At 30.2% G+C, this 22,771-nt stretch carries 16 protein-coding genes; 2 read left to right on the top strand and 14 right to left on the bottom strand.

Features of this window, described 5'->3' with window-relative positions; all coding sequences use genetic code 11:
• Nucleotides 1-14: 14 nt before the first annotated feature.
• Nucleotides 15-2,153, bottom strand: a complete 2,139-nt coding sequence (gene purL / locus EDC42_RS02320; protein WP_069574927.1) for a phosphoribosylformylglycinamidine synthase subunit PurL — start codon at nt 2,151-2,153, stop codon at nt 15-17.
• Nucleotides 2,154-2,164: 11 nt separating this feature from the next.
• Nucleotides 2,165-5,401 carry an isoleucine--tRNA ligase gene (gene ileS / locus EDC42_RS02315; RefSeq protein WP_069574926.1) on the bottom strand — a complete coding sequence of 1,079 codons (3,237 nt, stop codon included), beginning with the start codon at nt 5,399-5,401 and terminating at the stop codon, nt 2,165-2,167.
• 374 nt (nt 5,402-5,775) lie between these two features.
• On the opposite strand from ileS, the gene EDC42_RS02310 reads away from it, so the two are divergent.
• Nucleotides 5,776-6,438 carry a DsbA family oxidoreductase gene (locus EDC42_RS02310; protein ID WP_069574925.1) on the top strand — a complete coding sequence of 221 codons (663 nt, stop codon included), beginning with the start codon at nt 5,776-5,778 and terminating at the stop codon, nt 6,436-6,438.
• Nucleotides 6,439-6,497: 59 nt separating this feature from the next.
• Nucleotides 6,498-6,815, top strand: a complete 318-nt coding sequence (locus EDC42_RS02305) for a DUF192 domain-containing protein (RefSeq protein ID WP_069574924.1) — start codon at nt 6,498-6,500, stop codon at nt 6,813-6,815.
• Here the strand turns inward: EDC42_RS02305 and EDC42_RS02300 are convergent.
• From EDC42_RS02300 to EDC42_RS02245, 12 genes are all read right to left on the bottom strand, one after another.
• Nucleotides 6,801-7,493: a dihydromethanopterin reductase (acceptor) gene (locus EDC42_RS02300; protein ID WP_069574923.1), complete on the bottom strand. Its 693-nt coding sequence runs from the start codon at nt 7,491-7,493 to the stop codon at nt 6,801-6,803. The genes EDC42_RS02305 and EDC42_RS02300 overlap by 15 nt on opposite strands.
• A gap of 8 nt (nt 7,494-7,501) precedes the next feature.
• Nucleotides 7,502-8,770 carry a serine hydroxymethyltransferase gene (glyA, locus tag EDC42_RS02295; RefSeq protein WP_069574922.1) on the bottom strand — a complete coding sequence of 423 codons (1,269 nt, stop codon included), beginning with the start codon at nt 8,768-8,770 and terminating at the stop codon, nt 7,502-7,504.
• Nucleotides 8,771-8,974: 204 nt separating this feature from the next.
• Nucleotides 8,975-10,150, bottom strand: coding sequence for a methionine adenosyltransferase (metK, locus tag EDC42_RS02290; RefSeq protein ID WP_069574921.1), 1,176 nt, complete (start codon nt 10,148-10,150; stop codon nt 8,975-8,977).
• Nucleotides 10,151-10,383: 233 nt separating this feature from the next.
• Entirely contained in the window at nt 10,384-12,375 is a 1,992-nt protein-coding gene (locus EDC42_RS02285; RefSeq protein ID WP_069574920.1) for a CoB--CoM heterodisulfide reductase iron-sulfur subunit A family protein, read from the bottom strand.
• A 301-nt stretch (nt 12,376-12,676) separates the two neighbouring features.
• Nucleotides 12,677-13,582, bottom strand: a complete 906-nt coding sequence (locus tag EDC42_RS02280) for an AEC family transporter (RefSeq protein WP_069574919.1) — start codon at nt 13,580-13,582, stop codon at nt 12,677-12,679.
• A gap of 108 nt (nt 13,583-13,690) precedes the next feature.
• Entirely contained in the window at nt 13,691-14,626 is a 936-nt protein-coding gene (radA, locus tag EDC42_RS02275) for a DNA repair and recombination protein RadA (RefSeq protein WP_069574918.1), read from the bottom strand.
• Between the two features lie 22 nt (nt 14,627-14,648).
• Nucleotides 14,649-17,273, bottom strand: a complete 2,625-nt coding sequence (locus EDC42_RS02270) for an OB-fold nucleic acid binding domain-containing protein (protein ID WP_233144889.1) — start codon at nt 17,271-17,273, stop codon at nt 14,649-14,651.
• A gap of 155 nt (nt 17,274-17,428) precedes the next feature.
• Complete coding sequence (locus tag EDC42_RS02265) at nt 17,429-18,832, bottom strand: undecaprenyl-phosphate glucose phosphotransferase (RefSeq protein WP_069574917.1); 1,404 nt, start codon at nt 18,830-18,832, stop codon at nt 17,429-17,431.
• A gap of 50 nt (nt 18,833-18,882) precedes the next feature.
• Complete coding sequence (locus EDC42_RS02260) at nt 18,883-19,740, bottom strand: glycosyltransferase family 2 protein (protein WP_069574916.1); 858 nt, start codon at nt 19,738-19,740, stop codon at nt 18,883-18,885.
• Nucleotides 19,741-19,744: 4 nt separating this feature from the next.
• Nucleotides 19,745-20,704, bottom strand: a complete 960-nt coding sequence (locus EDC42_RS02255) for a glycosyltransferase family 2 protein (RefSeq protein ID WP_123833373.1) — start codon at nt 20,702-20,704, stop codon at nt 19,745-19,747.
• 1 nt (nt 20,705) lies between these two features.
• Nucleotides 20,706-21,665 (bottom strand): glycosyltransferase family 2 protein, encoded by a 960-nt coding sequence (locus EDC42_RS02250; protein WP_069573530.1) that lies wholly within the window; start codon nt 21,663-21,665, stop codon nt 20,706-20,708.
• A 10-nt stretch (nt 21,666-21,675) separates the two neighbouring features.
• Entirely contained in the window at nt 21,676-22,755 is a 1,080-nt protein-coding gene (locus tag EDC42_RS02245; protein WP_069573532.1) for a CDP-glycerol glycerophosphotransferase family protein, read from the bottom strand.
• Between the last annotated feature and the right edge of the window lie 16 nt (nt 22,756-22,771).

Here is a 22,771-nt window from a genome sequence, read left to right as displayed (position 1 = left end):
CACCTCAGAATCAGTTAAGCCATATATTGTTCAATAACACCATGATATGCATCATCTAAATCTTCAAACTTAAATTCATGACCATTAATGAATAATGAAGTCCCTTTTACTTCACCAATGACATTTGCTTCAACATCAATTTTAGATAAAATATCATCAACTGCATCAGCTTTTACAGTTAAAAGATATCTAGCATGACTTTCAGAGTAAAGCAATTGAATTTTATCTAACTCATCATCTCTTAAAGTCACTTCACAGCCAAGTCCGGATTTAATAACCATTTCAGATAAAGCTACTGCAAGTCCTCCAGCAGACACATCGTGTACTGCAGTAATGTTTTTATCTTTATCCTTACCTATCAAATCTAAAACAGTTTTACCATTTGCAACTTCTTCTTCAATTCTGATTTTTGGAGCAGTTCCTTTTTCAATATTATGAACAGTTCTATGATATTCAGAACCAGATAATTCATCATAGGTTTTGCCTATTAAAATGATTTTATCTCCTTCATTTTTGAAGTCCAATGTTCTTATATTTTCAATATCCTCAACACCAATTACACCCACAGCAGGTGTTGGATTAATTTTAACACCTTCAGTTTCATTGTAGAAGCTTACGTTTCCACTAATAACTGGAGCATCAAATTTTTCAGCAACCAAACTCATTCCTTCAATAGCTGTTTTAAATTGCCATAAAATTTCTGGAGTTTCAGGATTTCCGAAATTTAAACAGTCAACAACAGCGTATGGAGTTGCACCCATTGAAATTACATTTCTAATAGCTTCTGCAACACAACCTGCCGCCCCATCAAATGGAGATAATTTAGTATGAATTGTATTTGAATCGGTAGTGAGTGCAATTGCAGTGTTTTCATCAATTCTTAAAACTGCTGCATCATCACCAGGTTTTACAACAGTTCTTACCTGAACCTCATGATCATACTGTTTGTAAACCCATTCCTTTGAAGCAATGTTTGAACTGGATAATAATGCCGGGAGTGATTTAAGTATTGAAGGCTCTTTAACATCAATTTTTTCAGTATCTGCAGATATTTCTACAATAGGTCTATTGATTGAAGGTGGATCTGCTAAAAGAATAGTTGGTAAGTTAGCAATTTCGTTCCCTTCATCCGAAATAATCATGTTGTTTCCTTCAATTACTTCTCCAACAATGGAAGATGAAATTTCATGTTTATCACAGATTTGACAAGCAAGTTCTACATCATTAGGACCAATAACAAATACCATCCTCTCTTGTGATTCAGAAAGCATGATTTCATATGGAGTCATTCCTGTTTCCCTTAATGGAATTGAACGTAAATCTACTAATGCACCATTACTGGATGAATCTACAAGTTCAGAAATACAGCAGGTAAGACCACCACCACCTAAATCTTTCACACCACTAACATTGATTTTTTCCAAGATTTCTAATGATGCCTCTAAAACTCTTTTTTTAGTAAACGGATCTGCCACCTGTACAGCAGGCCTATCTTCTGTTTCAGAATCCGAAGTTAATTCTTCAGATGCAAATGTAACCCCGTGAATTCCATCACGACCAGTTGTTCCTCCCATTAAAAGAAATACATCACCAATATTCGGTGCTTGAGCACGAACAATCTTATCTTTTTCAACAAGTCCTACACACATTACATTTACAAGAGGATTTGTCCTAAATGATTCATCGAATTCGATTTCACCGGCAACAGTTGGAATTCCTACACGATTCCCATAATCAGAAATTCCTTTAACAACATGTTCAAATAAATATCTTGATTTATCATCTTCCAATGGTCCAAATCTAAGTGAATCCAAAAGTGCTATTGGCATTGCACCCATAGATATTATATCTCTTAGAATACCTCCAATTCCAGTTCCTGCACCCCCATAAGGTTCAATAGCTGAAGGGTGATTGTGAGATTCCATTCCTACAGCCAGGGCATATTTATCAGTAATAGATACAAGTCCCGCATCATCTCCGGGACCTAAAATAATATTTTTTCCTTCGGTCGGAAAAGCTCTTAAAAATGGTCTGCTACTTTTGTAAGAACAGTGTTCTGAAAACATTACATCAAGCATTCCCTCTTCCAATTCATTCATTTTCCTACCAAGGATTCCTTCAATATATTCAATTTCAGAATCAGCTAAAGTCATGTTAAAACACCTTAATTTTTAATTGAAATAATTACTTTTTCTCCTTCAATATCCCATTCTTTGGTATAGTCTTTAGAATATTTACTACATTCTTCACTAGTGGATATGATTAAACTTTTAGCTCTAACTTCATGAGAAATAACTTCAGATTGAGGTACAATTAATTCTTTAAATTCATCTGAAGTTTCAACATCAACATTAATATTTGCCTCAACATCCAAATCTAAATCTTTTCTCATGTCCTGAATTCTTCTTATTAATTCACGGGCCATAGCTTCTTGTTTAATTTCTAAAGTAACATTAGTATTTACAAAGACATTTCCACCTTCAAATTCTGACGAAACAAAATCATCTGGAAGTTCTGAATCGAATAATACATCTCCATTTGATAATTCATGACCTTCTACAGTAATACTTCCATTTGCTTCAATATCCTCTTTTATTTGATTTCCATCACTCTCTTTTAATGCTTTCATTACTTTACCCATGTCTCCTTTAAGTCTTGGACCTAAAGTTTTGAGGTTAGGTTTAGCATTAAATGATAATTTTTCGAATTCACTAGCACAAAGTACATCTTTTGTATTTGACTGGTCTTTAATAATATCAGTTAATTCTTCAATAGCTTTTAAGATATTTTCATCTTGAGATACAACAGTAATATCTGAAACCGGCCATCTGAGTTTGTATTGTGCAATATCACGAGCTCTAATAGATGCATCAATTACATTACGGACAACATCCATTTTTGATTCGAGTTCTGTGTCAATTGCATCATCATCGTATCCCCAATCATTCATGTGAATACTTTCAAGTGCATCAGGATTAACACCTTTTACTAGGTTTTCATAAATCTCTTCAGATACATGAGGAGCTATTGGACATAATACTGAAATTAATTTGACAAGTGCTGTGTATAAACTATAATAAGCACCTAATTTATCAGGATCATCACTCTCAACCCAAGTTCTTCCACGAATAAGTCTTACATACCAACGGCTTAAATCTTCCAGAATAAAGTTATTGATTTTTCTTGTTGCCTTATGGAAGAATAATTTATCCAAATCCTCAGTTACTTCTTTGACTAAAGTATTCGCTTTAGAGATAATCCATTTATCTTCAGCTCTTAGAATCATGTCTTTTTCAGTTAATCCAATAGGGTTAAAGTTATCTAATGACATGTAAGTAGTTGAAAATACATAAACATTCCATAAGATGTTAAACATTTTATTAATGTTTAAAAGTTCATCCCAAACAAATTTTAAATCATCCCATGGTTTTGAAGCCCATAACAGGTAAAATCTTAAAACATCAGCCCCATATTTTTCAATTACTTCTTCAGGAGATACTACATTACCTAATGATTTAGACATTTTATTTCCGTGTTCATCCAATACAAATCCATGCATTAATACTTTTTTATATGGGCTTTTACCCATGGAAATTACTCCAGTACCTAATTGGGAGTAGAACCATCCTCTGGTTTGATCATGTCCTTCAGTTATAAAGTCATAAGGATACCATTCTTCGAATTTTTCTTTTTCTTCTGGATAGTAAAGTGAAGCCCAGCCAGCTACACCTGAATCAATCCATACATCCAACACATCAGGAATTCTCTTAATAACTTTTCCACATTTATCACATTTTACTTCAACTTCATCGACATACGGCCTATGTATAAGTTCAGCATCAGAAACATTAATATCATTTAATGATTCTTCTTTTAATTCATTAAGAGAACCAATTACTTTTAATTCCCCACAGTCAGGACATTCCCATATAGGAATTGGAATACCCCAGTACCTTTGTCTTGAAATTGTCCAGTCCCGAGCATTATCTACCCAATCGTAGAATCGACCTTCACCAGCCCATTTTGGTACCCATTCAACACGACCAATTTCATCTAACATTTTTTGTTTGATATCAGTTACTTTTAAAAACCATTGTTTAGTAGCACGATAGATAATAGGAGTTTTACATCTCCAACATACACCATATCTGTGTTCAATTGTTTCTGATTTGTACATTAATCCTTTATCTTCCAAATCTTTGATGATTTGTGAATTTTCATCCTTAGTAAATTTAGCATTATATTTTCCTGCTTCTTCAGTGAAACATCCATCTTCACCTACCGGACAAAAAATAGGAATATTATTAGCTTGACCTACTTCAAAATCATCTGGACCATGCCCAGGTGCAGTATGTACTAATCCAGTACCTTCACCTAGTTCAACATGATTGCCTTCCAGAACAGTGTGAACAGCATCAATTTCGTCAAATTTATCATGTATAGGAACTTCATCAGCTAAAATATAGTCATAACTCATGCCAATCAAGTCTTCACCCTTAACTGTTTTAATAATTTCATACATGATTTCTTTTTCTTCGATAATTTGATTTTCACCATCTTCAGAATCATCAGAAATTTCAGTTCTATGAATTTTAACTTGTTTACCTAATACTTCCTCAATTAGGTTTTCAGCTAAAATGTAAGTTTCACCATCTTTTGAAACATAAACATAATCAAATTCCGGATTTGCACAAATTGCCATATTTGCAGGTAAAGTCCATGGAGTAGTTGTCCAAACGAGAAAATAAGTATTTTCTTCTCCCCTTACAGGGAATTTAATATAAATAGAAGGATCAGCTTTTTCTTCATATTCAATTTCAGCAGCTGCAAGTGCAGTTCCGCAATGAGGACACCAACTGATTACTCTTTGGTCATTTACAAGTAAATCTTGTTCATTTGCCCTTTTAAGTGTCCACCAAGAAGATTCCATATATTTAGGATCAAGTGTCATGTATGGATTATCCCAATCCATCCAAACACCTAATTGATCGAATTCTTGTTCCATTGCTATTTTATTTTCAATTGCAAATTCCCTACATTTGTCAACAAAAGCAGCTATTCCAATATCCTCTTCAATTTCTTGTTTGCTTTGAATGCCCATTAAATGTTCTACTTTATTTTCAATAGGAAGACCATGCATATCCCATCCTGCTTGGCGTCTTAAGCCAAATCCATTCATTGATTTGAATCTAAGGTACGAATCTTTAATAACTTTGTTCCAGGCTGTACCTAAGTGGATTTTACCACTACAGTAAGGTGGTCCATCTAAAAATGAGTACTTAGGACCTTTTTCTCTAAGTTCATTAACTTTTTTAAAAGTATCTTCTTCTTTCCAGAATTTTTGTACTTTCTTTTCTATTTTATCATGCTCATATGATTTTTCTGCCTCATGTATTGGCATTGTAACTCCTCAAAAATAATAGTTTATAATATATGTCTTTTTGTTTTAGCTAATAAATAAATGTTATTGCAATTTTTAAATATTTTAAAAATTGAAAAGGTTTTAAAGAAAATCAAATAAAAAAAAGCAAAAAAGATTTTCAAAATATTATTGAAGTAAATATAATGAGTTATTATCTAACACTAACAGCAGCAAAATATAAAATCAAAAAAGGTATTTGATTTTTAAAAAAATAACTTGATATAAAATAAAAACCAAATCAAATATATGGGATTTTATAGAAAATACAATACAATTATTAGAACTATAGATAATTTTGTAAAATTATACAAAGTTGCTAAGAAAGATTCTGAAAAATCTAAAGATGATAAAAAATGATAATTGAATACTTAAGTGATTTTAACTGTCCATATTCCTATATTGGATTAAATCGTATCATGAGTGTTTGTAATCATCTTAATTTAGATGTTATATGGGAAATGAAATCTTTCGAACTTGAACCTGAACTAAACAATATCCCTACATGTAGCATCGATAGATATGCAATTAGAAATAGATTATCAATTAAAGATGCAGAAAATGAAATTGAAGAAATAGAAAAAATAGCTCAAGATGAAGGATTAAATATAAATTACAAAAACATGCAACTTTCAAGTTCAAAAGATGCCCATAGACTTGTTAAATATGTAGAACGTAATTATCCTACATTAACTCAAGAGATTGTTTTAAAAATATTTGAATCCAATTTTATTAAAAATGAGAATATTTCAGATTACAATGTTCTGATAAAAATTGCTATTTCCTGTAAATTAAATGAAAAAGAGATATATGAATTTCTAAAAAAAGAAACTTATTCAATTGAAGTTGATCTTGATATGGATGAAGCTATTTCAAATGGAATAAACACAATTCCATATTATTTCATAAATTACAACGATGAAAGATTAATAATACCCGGAGTTTTTGAAAAAGAGGATTTTAAAACTGCACTAGAAGATTTAGTTAATGGTGAAATGAAAAATAAAACATTTATCTAAATAAATATTGATTTAAATTTGTTAAAAACTTAAATAATTGATTAAATTAAAATTAATTAATGATATACAATAATGAACAAATTAATATAAAAATAACATATGCTAATAACTTTTACAAACGTTTTAAAGGATTAATGCTGAAAAAAGATTTTGATGACGGATTATTATTTACAAATCTTAAAGATTCAAGCATCCACACATTTTTTATGAGATTTGAAATTGATGTTTATTTTTTAAATGAAAAGAAATATATTTTTGAAAAGACAAGTTTAAAACCTTGGAAATTCTATAAACCTAAAAAACAAGCAAAATATATCCTAGAAACAAGAAAAAATAAGTTAAAATTAAAAATAGGGGATCGTTTAGATTTTATCTAAGATTTCGTGTGGATTTTCAAATATTTGAATATTATCAATACTTGATAACTTACAGGTATTTTCAATATCAATATCCCTCATATAGATTGTTATGATTTTGCCTTCAGAAATTGCATCATACGGACATGTGTTCCTGCACAAACCGCAACCAATACATTTTGTTAAATCTATTTCTTCATGTGGAAGAATTGCACCTTGTTCACAGGCAATAGATGCAAAACAATCATCACAACTTTGACATTTAGATAATTCCATTTTAGATGGAAGAACTGTATCAATCGGACCTGGGTGAATATCAACAGGCACCATATATACTGGAACAGCACCTTTACCAGATTGAGCAACAGCATTTGTTACTAAAGTATCTGCTATCCCATAAACGATTTTTGAAACCGTATTTGCTGTAGCCGGTGAAACAATTAATAAATCATACTTTCCAAGAGAAAGACGACCAGTTATTGGATATGAAAATTTTTGATCAGAATCAGTTGCAAGTTCACGGTATTTTCCACCAGTTAAGCTTTTAACTCTTTCATAAAGCCCATACATTTTAAGAACTTCTTCCGCAGCACCAGATAAAAATATGGTAACCTCATGATCATTTGCAAGTTTTTCAGCCACTTGTACTGATTCTTTAAGTAAATGACCGGCCCCAGTAAATGCAAATCCTATTCTCATTTTAATCTCTATAATCTGTGATATTGGTAAGCATCTCTATCAGAGAATGCATAGTCGAGTTTAGTGTATTGATTCATGAATTCAGCTACTTCATCAGCAATATTTTCTTTATCAACAGCAACACGTTTTATAAACTCAGCAACTTCATCCATTTCTTTTTCTTTTAATCCCCTCCTAGTAATTTCTTGAGTACCTATCCTGATACCAGATGGATCATCAGAATTATCCCTATTATCTCCAGGTAAAAGATTTTTGTTTAAGATAACATTATTATCAGCTAATTCACGTGCAATATCAGATGCTGATCTAATATTAGTTAAATTTACTGCAATTTGATGGGATTGGGTGAACCCTTGTTCTTCACATAATACATCAAATCCTCTTTCATACATTGCTTGACCTAATGCTTGAGCATTTTTGATGATTTGTTTTGCATAATCTTCACCAAATTCCAACATTTCAGCAGTAGCAATACCTAAACCAAGTAAGTGGTGTAAATGGTGGTTGCTTACTACACCAGGGAAAACTGCATTATCAATAATTTCTGCATTTTCTTCATGTGAGAGAATAATTCCTCCTTGAGGACCAGGGAATGTTTTGTGAGTACTTCCCATCATTAAATCAGCTCCTTCTTTAAGAGGTTGTTGGAATTGCCCTCCTGCAATTAAGCCTAATACATGAGCTCCATCATACATGATTTTTGCTCCAACTTCATCAGCAGCTTCACGTGCCTCTTTAATTGGATGAGGGAACAAGAATAAACTTCCACCGAATAAAATAATTTTTGGTTTCTCTTCAATGATTTTTTTGTTCATTGCATCAATATCAATATTCATGATATCTTTATCTAATGGGTGGAATACAGTTTTTAATCCACGAATACCCGCAGCACTTACATCTGCATGAGAGATATGGCCTCCAGACGGTACTTCTAAAGCCATAACTTTTTCACCAGGATTTGAAAATCCAAAAAATGCTGCAAGATTTGCAGTTACACCAGAAACAGGTTGAACATTAGCATAATCACAGTCATATACTTTACATGAAAGTTTTTTGGTTCTGTCTTCAATTAAATCTACGTACTGGCATCCTTCATAAAATCTTTCAAAAGCTTGTCCTTCAGCATATCTGTGAGCAAAATCAGTAGCTAATGCTTCAGTTACTTCCACACTAGTAACGTTTTCAGAAGCAATGAGATTTACACTATTTCTCATGTATTCAGTATGTTCTTTTGCAATTTTTTCAAAATTTAAAATTTCATCATGATAATTAGTCATTTACTACACCTAATATCCAATTAAATAATTATAATTTAATTTTTGTAAATCATTTAATATAATATTTATGAAAATTAATCTTAAAACAATGATATTATATTAATTAACAAAAAATCAAACAAAAAAGAATAAAAATAACTTAAAAAAATGCATTAACAGAAAAAAATAAAAAAACTTAACCTCAGGAGAGGTTTAAATTTTCATTTAATTTTTAATATATTTTCTCAACTCATCAATTTTATCAGTTTTTTCCCATGGAAGACCATCAATACCAAAATGGCCATATTTAGCAGTTTGTTTATAAGTAATGTCTCTTAAACCTAATGTTTCAATAATTCCATCTGGAGTTAATTTGAAGTTTTCACGTACTATTTTCTCAAAAGTTAAATCTCCAATATTTGCTCCAGTTCCAAAGGTATCCACCATTACGGAAGTTGGTTCTGCAACTCCAATTGCATAAGATAATTGAATTTCACATTTAGAAGCAAGTCCGCTTGCTACGATATTTTTGGCAATATATCTCGCCATGTAACATGCACTTCTATCAACTTTAGTGCAGTCTTTACCTGAAAATGCTCCTCCACCATGACGAGCATATCCTCCATAAGTATCAACAATGATTTTACGACCTGTTAATCCTGCATCTCCATGAGGACCACCAATTTCAAATTTTCCAGTTGGATTGATATGTTCTTTAGTATTTTCAGTCATTAATTCCTCTGGAATAACTGCTTTAAATAGCTTTTCACGAATATCCTCTTTTAATTGTTCTTGATTATCAGACATTGATTCATCATGCTGAGTTGACAATACCACTGCATCGAGTGAAACAACATTCCCCTCTTTATCATAATTTACAGATACTTGGGCTTTACCGTCAGGTCTTAAATATGGAATTTCTCCAGTTTCTCTAAGTTCTGTTAATTTATTAGTTAATTTACGAGCAAGATCAATTGGATACGGCATTAATGATTCAGTTTCATTAGTTGCAAAACCAAACATCATACCCTGATCACCTGCTCCGGTTTCATCATCTCCACGATCAACTCCCTGATTAATATCTGCAGATTGTTCATGAAGTTTGTTTAAAATCTCACAACTATGCCCATCAAATTTTAAATCAGAATTATCATAACCGATTTCAATAATTGTATTCCTTATAATATCTTCAATTTCATTCTCAGATAAATGACCTGCAGATGTTATTTCTCCAAATACCATACAAAAATCAGTTGTTAAACAGGTTTCACATGCAACATGGGAATTTTTATCTTTTGCCATATATGCATCCAATATTGCATCAGAAACAATGTCTGCAATTTTATCAGGATGTCCCTGAGTTACAGATTCAGATGTAAAAGTCCTAAATATCTCATTCATAGTATCACCAATAATCCATGATAAATTCTCATTATAATAATTAAATTTTTGCGAATGTATCAATATTTTAAACTAGTCTATATTAAATATATCTTAAATATTATATATAAATTGTTAAAAATTATGATAAAATGAGAAATTTTTAAATTAATAGAATTTATTAATTTATGAAAAAAAGTTAAATTATGAATCAGACAAAAAATAAAAAAGAAATAGAGATATAATCTCTAAATCTATTTACCTATGTCTTCAAGAGCAGCACTGATTTGTGCCATAATTTGCTCTGTTTTGAAGTGTTGTTGGTTCATTGCACCAGATGGACATGCACCTACACAAGTACCACATCCTTTACATAATGCGGAGTTAATTTGTGCAAATTCTTTTCCACCTACACCAGTTGCGATAGCAATAGCGCCGTATGGACATAATTCAACACATACTTGGCAAGCACCACAAATAGCTTCATCGTTAGATGCAATAATAGGTTCGATTTCTACTTCTCCTTGTGCCATTGGAATTGCTGCTCTTGATGCTGCAGCAGAACCTTGTGCTACGGAGTCAGGAATATCTTTAGGACCTTGTGCTACACCAGCAATGTAAACACCATCAGTTAATGTGTCAACTGGCCTGAGTTTTGGGTGAGCTTCCATGTAAAATCCATCTGCAGATTTGGAAACACCTAATGTTTGTCTGAGTTCATCAGATCCTTCAGCATGTTCGAGACCTACACTTAATACAACTAAATCATAAGTGTATTCAGTTACTTTACCAAGTAAAGTATCTTCTGCTCTGATAGTTAATGTTAAATCATCATTTTCGAAGATTTGTGCTGGTTTACCTCTGATAAATTCAATTCCATATTTTTCTTGAGAAGTTTTGTAGAACTCTTCGTATCCTTTACCGAATGCACGAATATCCATGTAGTAACAAGTTACTTCAGTATCAGGTTCGTGGTCAATACATAATTGAGCATTTTTCATAGAGTACATACAACATACTCTGGAACAGTAAGGTTTACCAATTGTTTCATCTCTTGAACCAACACAGTGGATAAATGCTACACGTTTAGGTTCAATACCATCGGAAGGTTTGATTACATGTCCACCAGTAGGACCGGATGCATTAATCATCCTTTCGATTTCCATAGCAGTAATTACGTTAGTGTAACGACCGTAACCGTATTGGTAAATTCCAGATGGATCAAATGGATCGTAACCGATAGCTGCTACAATAGTACCAACTTCTAATTCGATTTCAGTAGCTTCTTGATTGTGATCTATTGCATCAGGTCCACAAGCTTGAGTACATAACATACATTCAATACAGTAATCTTTATCAATAGTTGCACATAATGGTACAGCTTGAGGGAATGGGATGTATGCAGCTTTTACCATACCTACACCTTCATCGTAGTAGTTAGGTATTTCGATAGGACAAGCTTCAACACAAGCTCCACATCCGGTACAGAGATCTTCATCTACGTATCTTGCTTTTTTCTCTACTTTTACAGTAAAGTTTCCAATGTATCCATCAACTTCTTTAACTTCTGCGTATGAAATTAATTCTATGTTTTCGTGTTTTGCACAGTCTACCATTTTAGGTGCTAAAATACACATTGAACAGTCAAGAGTAGGGAAAGTTTTATCTAATTGTCCCATTCTTCCACCAATGGTTGGGTTTCTTTCTACCATGTATGTTTTGAATCCCATATCACCTAAATCTAATGCAGTTTGAATACCACATACTCCTCCACCGATAACTAACGCTTTGTTATCTACAGCTACTTTAGTAGCTTCTAATGGTTCGAGCAATCTTGCTTTTGCAACAGCCATACGTACTAAATCTTTAGCTTTTTCAGTAGCTGCTTCAGGTTCGTTCATGTGTACCCAAGAGTCTTGTTCTCTTAAATTAGCAAATTCAAATAAAAATTTGTTTAATCCAGCTTCTTCAACACATCTACGGAAGGTAGGTTCGTGAAGACGAGGAGAACATGCTGCAACAACAACTCTGTTTAAGTTTTTCTCTTTAATGTCTTCTTGAATCATAGCTTGACCTGGGTCAGAACACATGTATTTGTAGTCAGTTGAATGAACTACATTTGGTAATGTTTTAGCGTATTCTGCAACATTAGGACAGTCTACAACTCCACCAACGTTTACACCACAGTGACAGACGTAAACACCAATCCTTAATTCTTCATTATTATCTCTTTTTTCTTCTGCCATATAATTCACCTTGTACAAGTCGTGAAAAATATCTAATATATATAAAAAATTGCAATTTTTTAAAAATAGACTATAAAAATTTTACATAGTATTAGATATACTTATGTAGTAAATACACACTTATAAACATTTCTATAAAATACTTTGAGTAAACTTTATATAGTATTAAATAAAATAAATGAAAAAATAATATCAAATTAGAATTAACAAGCAAATAAGAATATTTAGTTGAAAAAAAGATAAAATATAACTTATTTTAAAAAATAAAATAGAATGAGTTAAAAAAAAATTCAATTTTTAGCTATAATAATGATATGATAACCGGTAGTGTAATCAAAGAGATTACAGTATTGATCAGTATACAATCTGACGTCAATTCATAATCTAATTTATATGTAATCGCAAGCAATAATGACATCATTCCAGAAGGCATTGCCGCTTCAATAATTGAAACATTATACTGTAAATCAACTAGTCCTAATTTTGTTGCAAGTAAAAATGCAACTAATGGGAAAAACGCTAACTTCATAATTGAAGTAAAAATAATCATGGATTTACTTCTAGCTAATGCTGAAAAATCAATAGATAAACCTAAAGTAATCATGATTAAAGGAATAGCACCCTGACCTAAATAATTAACAGTATATTCACAAACATCACCAATTGGAATATTCAATAAATTGAAAATCAAACCTAAAATAACTGCCCATAATGGTGGAAAAATAGCAATTTTCCTAATAGCTGTCTTAACTGTTCCTCCGAATCTTAAAATTAAAACAAAAGACAATAATAAAAACATGGATAATGTTGCAATATCACAAAATATTGCTCTTAAAAACCCAGTTTGACCATAAATTCCTAAAGTAACTGGATAACCCATAAAAGCAGTATTAGCAATCATTACAGTAACTAATACACTCCATACCTGTTTATCATCAAGATTTAATCTTTTTAAAATAAAATATGAGATAACTCCTGTGACAATTGATGAAGCCAAAATAACAAAAGGCAATAGGCTTAATTTTGGAAGTGATGATAAATCTGCATTGTAAATTGCATGAAATATCATACATGGCATTAAAATATACATTACTATTTTATTAAATGGATCCATATCTTTCTTAGATAAAAAATCAATTCTTTTAAGAAAATAACCTAATCCAATCATTATTATAATTGAAAAAATAGTAATAGCTATAGCATCCATAAAAATAATTAAATTTTATAGTATTTAAAAGTAGTTAATGAAATAAAAAAATAGAAAAAAATGAAAAAAATTTAAAAAAAATGAAGTATATTAATTACTTATTAATAATTAACTAACAATACCTTCACTAGTAATTTTAAATACACATTCACCTTCAGGCAAGTGAGGTGAATCAACTAAACGTGCAATTCTTTTACCAGCCAATCCTTTTTTAAGCCAAATTCTATAAGTAGAAGCATGTCCTAAAACATGACCACCAATAGCTTTTGTAGGACTTCCAAAGAATGAATCAGGTTTAGCTTGAACTTGATTAGTAATAAATACAGCAACATTATAAGTATTAGCAATTTGTTGAAGTGAATGTAAATGTTGATTTAATTTTTGCTGTCTTACTGCTAAAGACTCTCTTCCAACATATTCTGCTCTGAAATGGGCCATTAATGAATCAACAATGACTAATTTAACATTTTTACCACTTTGAATTAAATCATTAATTTTATCAACCATTAAAATTTGGTGAGAAGAGTTGAATGCACGAGCAACATGAATTCTTCCTAAAACCTCTTCAACATCTAATTCAAAACCTTCAGCTATTTGTCTAATCCTTTCTGGACGGAAAGTATTTTCAGTATCAACAAATACACATTCACCATCAAGACCACCTAATTCTTCAGGTAATTGAACAGTTACAGCTAATTCATGAGAAATTTGACTTTTACCAGATCCAAATTCACCAAATACTTCAGTAATAGATTGAGTTTCAATCCCTCCACCAATTAAATCGTTGAATTCTTGGCTACCTACAGTAATATGACCAACATCTTTTCTTCTTTCATCAACTTCTAATGCAGTTTCAAAATCTATATTTTCAGACCTACGAGCAGCTTCAATAACTTTTTCAGCAACACCTTCACCAATTTCTGCTTTTACGGATAGTTCTTTTGCAGTAGCAGTTGCTAATCTCATCATGTCAGCAAATCCTGCATCTCTTAATTTTTCTGCTGTTTTTTCTCCAACACCTGGTAAATCACTTAATTCAACCATAATTCTCATTCCTTTTCTTTATTTAAATATACTTTGATAAAATTTTCTTAGGATTTAACCTATTCTCTTCGCTGTACTCATCAAAACTAACATTAGCTATAATTTCAATAGTTTGACCATTTAAGTCTTCAAGTTTATCTTCAATTCCATAACCATCTTCAATAATATTGATAATTTCTTCTTTATTCATTCCAATTAATTCTTCAGCTAACTTATCAAAGAAAGTGACTTTAATTGAACCGGTATCATCTTCAATTCTTAAAGGAACCATGAGAAGATATCTAGGTTCATCAAATACATGACCACAATTGTCACAAATATATTCATCTTCACTTTCTTCTATATTATTTCCACAAGAAGGACATTTTTTACGAATAACTCTATCTGATTCAATATCACTAATAGTACCAGTTACACAAACATTAACATCATCTTCTGTTAATGCTTCAATAGGTTTAGGAACATAAATTGCTTCCATTAATTCATCTTGAGTAGGTAATTTTTCTATTTCACTTTCACTAGGTTCTAAAATGGCAGTACTTCGATTTACAATAGCTTCAATACGATTATCCCTATCTAAGTCAAAACGTGGATTTTGCAATTTAATTGGTTGACCAATTTCAAACTCTCTTTTTGCATCATCATCCCATAAAACAACCCTCATAGAACCGGTTTCATCTGCAAGCTCAATATTTCTAACAGAACCAGTATCACCATTGTCTCTTTCAAAGTTACGAATATCATTTAATTCAATTACTCTACCGATTATAATAATGTCTTGATCATCTTCATCGATTTCTTCGATTTTTTTGTAGTCATATAATGCTTTTTCTAATGTGGATAATTCTGGAATAAACATTGATGAAGCCTGTTCTTCTGATAATTTAATAAGACGAGCCCCACTACCAATATTTAAATCAACGCTATACATACCAAGTCTAGTTCTTGCATTTTCAATTTGATATGCATCACCTACTATATATTCTTCTTCAGCACGTTCATTCCATAAAGACAATCTGACTTTACCAGATTCATCAGCAAAAATTATTGAACGTACAATACCAACACTTCCATCATCTCTTTGGAATTCATTGACATCATCTACTGAAAGAATTCTACCGCGTACATCAATTTCAATACCATCATCATCAATGGTGTAAATTTCTCCAATTGGGGTTGGTCTTAATTCTTCTCTTAATGTATTTAATTCATCCAGTTCTTCAGTAGATAAATTTTCAGGATTAATAGTAATTTGAGTGTTAAAATTAGTATTCATTGAATATTGACTTTGTGTATATTCATCATATCTTACATTACCACCAATTATTTTAATAATGTCTCCCTTATTAATTGGTAGAGTTGTGTCATCACCCCATAAAGTTACTCTTATCTCACCTGTGATATCTCTAACATCAAAATTTCTTAGTCTTCCTTCACTACCATCACTTTTTCTTAAAAATGTTTTAATATCTTGGAGTCTTGAAACAATGCCTTTAATAGAAACATCTTGCGCTTCAAATACATCACCAATAGGAGTGAACTCCTGCTTAACTTCAGGAACATCAAATTCCCCTTTAATGATTCTTCCATCCCAATGAGTTAAGGACAGTTCACTTCCACCATCCCTGTTAATTCTCTCACGAGCTTGAGCTTGGATGATTTTAACTGAATCACCATCTTCAAGACCTAAATCATTAATAAGTTCAACATTTTTATTCCATAGAGTATAAGTAATTTTACCAGAATAATCTTGTAATTCAATAGATGCAACCTTACCTTCTTTACCATTCTTTTCATAAGTTCTAATTGTTGGAATTCTAATAATTCTTGCAATTATGTTAACTTTAGTGTCTGGTTTAATATCTGCAATATCAGTAATGTCTTCTTTATATTCTGGGAATTTTGAAGTATCCTCCTCTAAATGAACAAGAATAGATCTTGGTCTTAAATTAGCTTCAAGGCCCGAATAACCTTCTTTAATATCCACACCTTTAATTTGAATAATATCCCCTTCATTAACATTTTTAAGAAGTTTAATATTTTGAGTCCAAAAAACAGCCCTAAGTGAACCGGAATTATCCTTTAACTCAACATTGCAAACTTCTCCACTTTGTCCTTTACGTGTTTTAAAAGATCTTGGGTTTGAAATAGATATTACTCTACCAGACACAGTTACATCTTTACTGTTTTCTTCAAGATCACTAATAGCTTTATCAGAAAATTCTGGTGATTGGGAGACTGATTCTACTTCCTCAGTTATAAATTCACCAACTACCATATCAGCAAATGTAACATCATTCATGAATGAGGCATGCTCATTTTTTTCTGCATGAACTTTCATTTTAGCTAAAAATTCTTCTTCAGAAATTTTATCTTTAACCTTATTATATTTTTCCAAAATTTCTTCAGTCATTGTGAATCCAGTCCCATCACTAGATTCAAAAGATAATTGGTTAGTATCTTCTTCTTTTTGAGCAATTGTATTTTCAATTCCATGATTCTGTAAAACCATATGTGCAATATCCAAATCATCAAAAAATGTTACATCTGCATTATTTTCACGAATTTCTGCCATTTCAGCTTGAAATTCATCTTCAGAAAGCTGATCTTTGATTTTTTCATATAATTTTAAAATTTTTTCTTGCATACCAAACCCCTCATTGAAAGTTAATTATTAGTTTGTAATTAGAATGTATATAAATTATTAGAGAGAGCATTTGAAAAGTAATCTATATACTAAAATTAAAAAAAATTTAATATAAATATTTCTTAAGTATGATTATGTTAAAATATGAAAAATAATTAATATGCATTAGGGTTTTTCTTTAATGCGGTTTTAATCATTATTGCTAAATCTAAACCCATGTGCCAATTTTCTACATATTCAATATCATATTCAATACGTTTTTTAATAGAAGTGTCTCCACGACAACCATGAATTTGAGCCCAGCCAGTTAATCCAGGTTTAACTTGATGTTTAACCATATATTTTGGAACAGTTTCTTTAAATTGATCAACAAAATATGGTCTTTCAGGTCTAGGACCTACAACACTCATATCCCCTTTCAACACATTGAAAAATTGAGGTAATTCATCAATACTAGTTTTTCTTATAAATTGTCCTACTTTAGTTTTTCTAGGGTCATCTTTTGTTGTCCATTCAGCTTTTTCTTCACTGGGATCCTGAACTTTCATACTACGGAATTTATACATCATGAAGGGTTTACTGTTGTAACCTATTCTTTCCTGTTTAAATATAATTGGACCATTAGAAGATAATTTGATTGCAATTGCAGTAACTACCATTATAGGAGATGTAATAATAATTGCAATTATGGAAATAATATAATCAGAAAGATATTTTAAGAACTTATTAAAATCATCATCTAAAGGAACATATCTTATGTTAATAATAGGTATGTCCTCAATCATGTCCACAGAAGGTTGAGCTGGGAAGTACCTAATATAATCAGGAATAATTTCCGCTTTAATTCCAACCCTTTCACAACTCTCCACAAGGTCATTGATTTTATAATAATATTTTAAAGGAATAGCCAAAACAACCCTATCAAATCTGTTTTTATCAAGAATTTTATCAATATCTTCAAATGATCCGATGACACTGCACCCATCTATTTCACGACCTATATGCTCTGAACGCCCTAAAAAGCCACTTACAACAAATCCCAAATATGGGTTTTCACGAATTTTACGAGCAAAGCTAAAAGCTAATTCATTATCCCCAACAATAAGAATATGCTTAATATTACGATTATTAATACGCATTTTCCTTAAAATAGTTCTAATTGTAAATCTTTCAATTATTCCAAAAAATGAAGCAATAATGGCTAATAAAATTAACATTATTCTTGAAAAATCAGGTTGGTTTATAATAAATAAAATAGAAACTAATGTAATAAATGCCAATATATTTACTTTAATAAGTTGTGTTGCTTCTGAAAAAATGTTTTTATAAGTTCTACGCGGTTTATAAAGACCAAATGCAAAATATAAAATTAAATAAACAGGTATAACGGCAAATGTAAAGAATAAAAGATAGTTAAAAAAGCCTAAATGTCCTCCAATTGGACCAAATAGAGTAGTTTTAAATCTTAACCATAAAGAGCATAAAAGAGCCAGTCCAATGACAATAACATCAATCAATACCAATGAAAAATTTAATAATTTTTGATTCTCTTTAATCATATAACTACTCCAAAACCAGTTTCTATTATTTATTTGAAATTAATAATTATTTAATCTTTCTTTTTAAATAAATTTAAAAATAATTTCAAAACACAAAGAATAGCTATTCCAAAATAAACAATCCAGTTTAATAAAAATAAAGAGTCATCAGCATGATGTTTTTTATAATAAATATACATTGCACGATAAAATTCATAAATCAACTTAGATTTTTGTTTTTTACTACTAGCTCCTTTTAAGTGAGTAATTTTTGACTTACCATAATAAGTAATCTTCCAACCAGTTTTTTTAACTCTAAAACAAAAATCAATATCTTCACCATACATGAAGAATGTTTCATCCAATAGACCCGCATCTTTTAGTGCATCAGCCCGCATGAACATGAATGCTCCAGTAAGACAATCAATTTCATAAATTCCATCATCTGGAAGATTATCCAAGTTATAATCATTATCTTTACTGCTGGTTGGAATATGAAATAATCTAAAAAATGAATTTTTCACATTAGGAAAACTCCTTTTACAAGCCTTATCAAGTTCACCGTTTTCTAAAAGAACCCTGCAACCACTGACACCAACATCATTATGTTTTTCCATGTAGTTATAAATATTTTCTAATGTATCTTCCCAAACTATAGTGTCTGAATTTAAAAGAAGAATATATTTGCCATTTGCAATTTTTAAAGCTTGATTGTTACCGGCTGCAAAACCATTATTCTCTTTTGATGCGATGAAATTGACTTTATCACCGAAATATTCTTTTAAGCGAACTAAACTATCATCACCTGATGCATTATCAACCACTAAGATCTCATAGTCAAAGGAATATTCATATTCAAATATAGAATTAATAGTATTTTTTGTTAGCTCAAAGGTTTGATAATTTAAAATTACAATTGAAAGATCCATATAATCATCTTTTTAAAAATTTAATAGTATTTATTATTAATCTAAATTCCAATTTAAAATAATTTTTTGTATTCTTTGATTCAAATTTAACTTTGCTAATTTTACTTTTTGCAGATAATCCTTCACGAATCCCTGACAAATAAGTGGATCCGAATCCTTTTTTATAAAAAAATAAGTATTTAATTAAAAATCCTAAAAATATAAAAATAAAATTTACAATTTTTAAAGGAACTGGTAAATTTTTATAAATTACCCATACATTATTACGTGCAGCTAATTTAACTTTAAATTCATTATATCTGCTTCCTGATGTTGCACTACCAATATGATAAACAATTGCATCAGGACATGACAAATTCCTATAACCATTAATATGGGATCTGATTGCTAAATCCACATCTTCCATATATGCAAAAAAGTTATCATCAAATAGTCCAATTTCATCTAAAATGGACTTATTATACATCGCCGCTCCTGCACAACTAGAAAATATCCTTTTTACTTTATTATATTCATTAGAGTGATGATTTTCACCTATTTTTTTAGTCCAACCAAGCAAATTATATTCATCTCCAACATCATCAATTAGATTTTTATTATTATACTGGAGCATTTTAGCTTGAACAGAAAAAATATCATCACTGGAATTAATTAAATCCACTAATGATTTAATTGAACCTTTTTTAATTTCAGTATCATTATTAATTGAAAAAATAAGATTATTTTGAGATATTTTAATTCCCTGATTAACAGCTGGAGAAAATCCAATATTTTCCTTATTTTCTATTAATACTAAAGGGAAACTAAAGCTATTATTTTTAAGATAGTCCAAACTACCATCATCAGATCCATTATCCACAATAATAACTTCTCCGATATATTGACTATCTTCATTAAGGGATTTTAAAAATGTTTTTAGAAATTTTTCACCATTATAATTTGGTGTTACAACTGAAACTTTCATATTAATCAATCGAATTTTTAACTTTTCTCCATATTTTATAATAAATTTTTGGATTTAATAAAAATAATCTTATTTTAAATTTGAATTTAAAATCACCTTCAAATTTAGACAATTTGGTAAATAAATTTAGTTGGTGCATTTTAGCAATTACATCATCAAAATCATAATTATTATAGAAAAAATAATTCATATTTCCAAATATTGCTTTTGGAATTCTAGAAGTAATTATCAGATTAGCTAAATCAGTTTTTCCCTGATTTTTATAGTATTGAGCTAGGTTTTCAAAAATACCTACAATCTCAAAACGCTTAAATTCAGATGTTCTAATTGCAGATTGCTCGTGTTGAATATAATAATAAGTTACTTCATTACTTATAGATATTCTATCACCAAAACTCAATGCTTTAAGTGCGAATTCTGTATCTTCCCCGTAAATAATATTAGGAGTGAATTTAATATTATTTTTCTTTACAATGTCTGTTTTATACATTAATTGGCAGAAATTAAATGGAATTTCCATATTTAACTCCATTTTAATAAAATCATTGCATGAAATTGAACTTTCTGAAAAATGATAAGGGATAGATAAATCATTCCCTTCTCTTTTAACCAGCTGAATTAAACTAAAATCAGTTTCACCATTATACAATTCTGATAAATGATTTTGAGAAATATAATCATCAGCATCAACAAAAACTAAATAATCACCACAAGCAACTTCAATTCCACGATTTCTCGCACAACTTACACCTGCATTTTCCTGATGAATAATCAGATAAGAAATATCTGAAGCAGATAATTTTTCTTTAACAATTTCTAAACTATTATCTGTTGATCCATCGTCAATAACAATTATTTCAAAATTATCGAAATTTTGATTAATAATTGAACTGAGTGTACTCTCTATATATTCACAGTTATTATATACTGGAACTATGACACTTACATTAATATTGTCCATTTTATCAGCCTTATTTTAATAGAAAATCAACAATTCTTTTAGATGAATCACCATCTATTAAATCAAATTGGGTGTTAAGAAATTCAGAAATCTTACTTTTATCAAATTCATTTTTTTTAATTACATCGATTAATTCTTGTGAAGTATGAACAATTGGACCGGGGACAGTTTTTTTAAAATCATAATAAAAACCACGTTCATTAGACAAATAACTATCTAAATCGTATGTAAAAAAGATTATAGGTTTATTTAAAGTGGCAAATTCAATCATTATAGAGGAATAATCAGTTATTAATATATCACTAATTAACATTAATTCCTGCTCACTTTCATAATCACTTACATCAATGTAGTTACCATTATCCGAAATATCATTTTTATAAAAATTCTCAATTTTTGGATGAAGTCTTAAAGCCAAAATATATTCATCACCTAAATTTTCATTAAATTCCTCCAAATTCAAGTAATTGAATACGTTATTGTATTTTTCTTCATCCCTAAATGTTGGAGCATAGAGAAGTATTTTTTTATTTGATGAAATATTATATTTATTAAGAAAATTTGATTTTAAAGTATTGACATCATGATTTTCAAAATAATAATCAATACGAGGAATACCTAGTGATTTAATCTTATTTAAAGGCATTTGAAAAGCTTCAGAATAATAATCTTTAATATTGACTGAAGTAGTAATCAAATAGTCAGTATTTTTAGAAATTTTCTCAAGGATTTCCCTGTTTTGAATATCAACAGACCCCCCAAATTTTTTAGAAGCCCCTGGAGCATGCCATAATTGAACAATTGTGGTTTCGGGATGAAATTCCATGAAAGCTAATGGAAAAAAGTTATCATTTAAAAATATAAATTTAGAACTTGATAATTTCCTAAAACTACCTATAGAAAGTTTATTCTTGTAAAAATAATGAAATTCAAAGTTCCCTCTATTTTCAAATTCTTTTTGAATATAATCCAAATTACCTTTAAATGATTCCTTTGAATCGACAATAAATGAAACTCTGTTTTTTTTAATAATGGTGTCTTTGAATAATTTAAATAAAGCACCATAAATTCTATGTTTAAAATATCTCATATTAAACTTTAATTTT

Origin of the sequence: Methanobrevibacter gottschalkii DSM 11977 (genome assembly GCF_003814835.1) — an archaeon.
Taxonomy (GTDB): Archaea; Methanobacteriota; Methanobacteria; order Methanobacteriales; family Methanobacteriaceae; genus Methanocatella; species Methanocatella gottschalkii.
The sequence above is the reverse complement of the archived record's forward strand: the minus strand, read 5'-3'. Positions and strand labels throughout refer to the sequence as shown.